The organism is Mycobacterium sp., assembly GCF_035570115.1.
Classification (GTDB): domain Bacteria; phylum Actinomycetota; class Actinomycetes; order Mycobacteriales; family Mycobacteriaceae; genus Mycobacterium.
In genome coordinates, this window is sequence record NZ_DATMLH010000055.1 from 1 (window position 1) to 2683 (window position 2683).

Consider the following 2683-nt stretch of genomic DNA (forward strand, 5'->3'; position numbering starts at 1 on the left):
ATGTACGGAAATCCCCGGTAGAGCGGTTTCCGTACATTATCCCATTCCGACATAGTTTGTCGTGCAGCTTTTGGCGCTCTGATTGACGCCAAACCCGCTCATCCGCCGCCTGTCGGGAATCAGATGTTTGCCGTCACCCCCCGCCGCCGCGACCACGGGGCGGCAATGGCTAAAAAGCTCGGGGTTGATCACCGTCGTCCGGGCGGCGTTCCACCTTTGTCCGCTTATGCGTATCAGAGAAGCGTTTCGTTACCTCTGGCCGCGTTGCGGCCTGCACACTCGCGCGGTCACCAAATCGTGACCGCTAATCGAAGGCTTCAGCCATTTCGTTACCTCCATGACTGCTCCGACTGCTTCCGGCTGGAGCGAACCGCCGGGTGGGCCTCGCACCCACTGCAAAGCGCCGCCTTGTCACGGCGCACGCCGAAACCGGCCGTTCGCGGGATTGCCATCGAACCGCGAGAATCGACCAATGGCAAGCTTCCGTTCTCGTTTCATCAGCCAGAGGCTGGCAACGACTATCGCGCAGGGCGCTGTGCGCACGGAGGCCAGACAGGGGTCAGCGCTATTATCCGCTGCGCGTTAAGCATGCAAGATTTGATGACTGCTGCAAGCCGACGCTGCCCTCTGGAGAGCATCACCAGGTGATGCGAAGCCCGAGATCGCCCGAGAAGCCGTCACGGCTGACGTTGTCTGGAGCGACCGCGAACTGATAGCCGGCCTGGGCATAGAAGCTGAGACGTGGGTTGAGCTTGTAGGCGACGCCACCGGCAAATTCGAGCCACGTCGCTTGTTCGACCAGCGGCACGGCGATGGCAGATGGGGCAAAGCTCGTCGCCGCGTTTGCGCCCCCGCCGTGCCAGAGATTGGCGCGCGCATAGGGTTGCCACACCGCCCCGTTGCCGCCGAGGATGGTCCACTGGGCGCGGGCGCCGAACCGCTCCGTCGTGCCCGAGGTCGAGCCCAGCGCAACCGTGCCTATTCCGTCATTGGCCGGATCAAAGCTGACATGCTGCCACACGATCTGCGCCTGCGGCTCGAGAATGAAATTCGTGCCGAACTGCAGCGGGACGGGATAGCCGCCTTCCAGTGAGGCGAGGAAGCCGGAGCCGCCCGTCGCCAGCTTAGTCGTCACCGGGAGATTGGCGGATTGCGCCATCGCGTTGCCGCCATAACCCGTGCCTTGCAGCACGGCGTCGAAATACCACCCGCCGGGGCCGTAATGCGTCCAGTAGCCACCGCCGGAATAGGAATTGAGACTGAGCGTGCCGGTATGCTGCAGGACATAGGCCGTCGCCGCCGGGTTGGTGACAAGGCCGGTCACGTCCACATTGCTGTTACCGTAGGCGAAGTACACCCCGGCGACATCGCGATGGCCGGGGATCAGGCTGCCGCGCCACAGATCGAGCCCGGTCTGGAAACCGACCTGATGACCGCTGGCACGCGGATCGGCAAAGGCCTGATAGCGATTATCGATGGTCTCGCCGAAGAAGCGGCCCCAGGCGGAGAGCGCCCAACCCTCGCCTTCAGGATAGGCCGTGGTCAGGGTGTCGCCGATGCGCTGGTGCAGGGTGCCGAGCTCGGTCAGACCCAATTCCCGGGCGATCGGCTGCACCACGCCGTAGGCCGACAGCCGCGGCCCGATAATCGGGTAGACCCCGGGTGGCAGCGGGTTCGGCGGCGGTTGCGGTGGAAATGGGTTTGCCGGCGGTGTCGGGGTCGGCGTGGGCGGCGTCGGGGTCGGAGTGGGGGGCACGACGAAGTCCGAGCGTAGAAACCAATCGCCGGGGTTGCTGCCGTCAACGCCACCGTGGAACAACCGGTAGTCGAAATCTCCGACCTCAACATCGGTGGCGGTGGCAAGCTGGAAGGCGCCGGGCGCCGTCGTGCCGCCGTTGATCGCCTGCACCACCGCAATGCCATTCGCCACTGTCTCGGCGCCGGGGCCGCCCGCATTGGTGATGCGCAACAACGAATTGCCGGTCGCGCTGCCGCCGTTGACGACAAGCTTGTCCGATGGCGAATCGTCGCCCCCCAAAAAGGTATTCATCGCGATCGTGCCGCCAGCTCCCGTGTAGCTAGTCGTCGTCAAGACCGTGCCTGGCGCCGTGTCCGTACCCAGGCTCACCAAGCCGGCATTGGTGACGCCGGATACGGTCTGACCGAAGCCGTTGAGATCGAGCGTTCCGCCGCCCGCGACGGTCACTGCCGAATTCGGGCTGAACGTGTTCGACGCGCCTGCTTGCAAACTGCCCGCGTCGACATTCGTCGCTCCGCTATAGCTGTTGGCGCCTGTTAGCGTGGTGGTGCCGGGGCCAATCTGCGCCAGGTTGCCGCTGCCCGAGATCACCCCGGCAAAACTCACCGTATCGCTGCGGTCGAAGGCCAGGGTGCCGCTGTCGGCGACATCGCCGAGGATGCTACCCGTGGTGCCGCCAGTGCCGAGCTGCAGGGTGCCGGCGCTGATCGTCGTGCCGCCCGTATAGGTGTTGTCCGCGTCCAGTACCAGCGTGCCAGCATTGCTCTTACCCAGCGCGCCGGTCCCGTCGATCGCACCGTTCATCGTCAGCGTGGTGCTCGGCGCGACATCAAACGTGCCGCCGCCGCTGTTGAGGGTCGTCGCCCGCCCCGAGGTGAAGCTCGCCGTCGTCGCCAGCGTGCCGCCATTGAAGCTCAGCGGCCC

1 protein-coding gene is annotated in these 2683 nt (G+C 65.1%); it reads right to left on the minus strand.

Features of this window, described 5'->3' with window-relative positions; translation table 11 throughout:
* Positions 1–637 precede the first annotated feature (637 nt).
* Positions 638–2683, minus strand: a 2046-nt coding sequence (locus VNW74_RS04135; RefSeq protein ID WP_325675336.1) for an autotransporter outer membrane beta-barrel domain-containing protein, incomplete at its 5' end; no start/stop codon positions are given.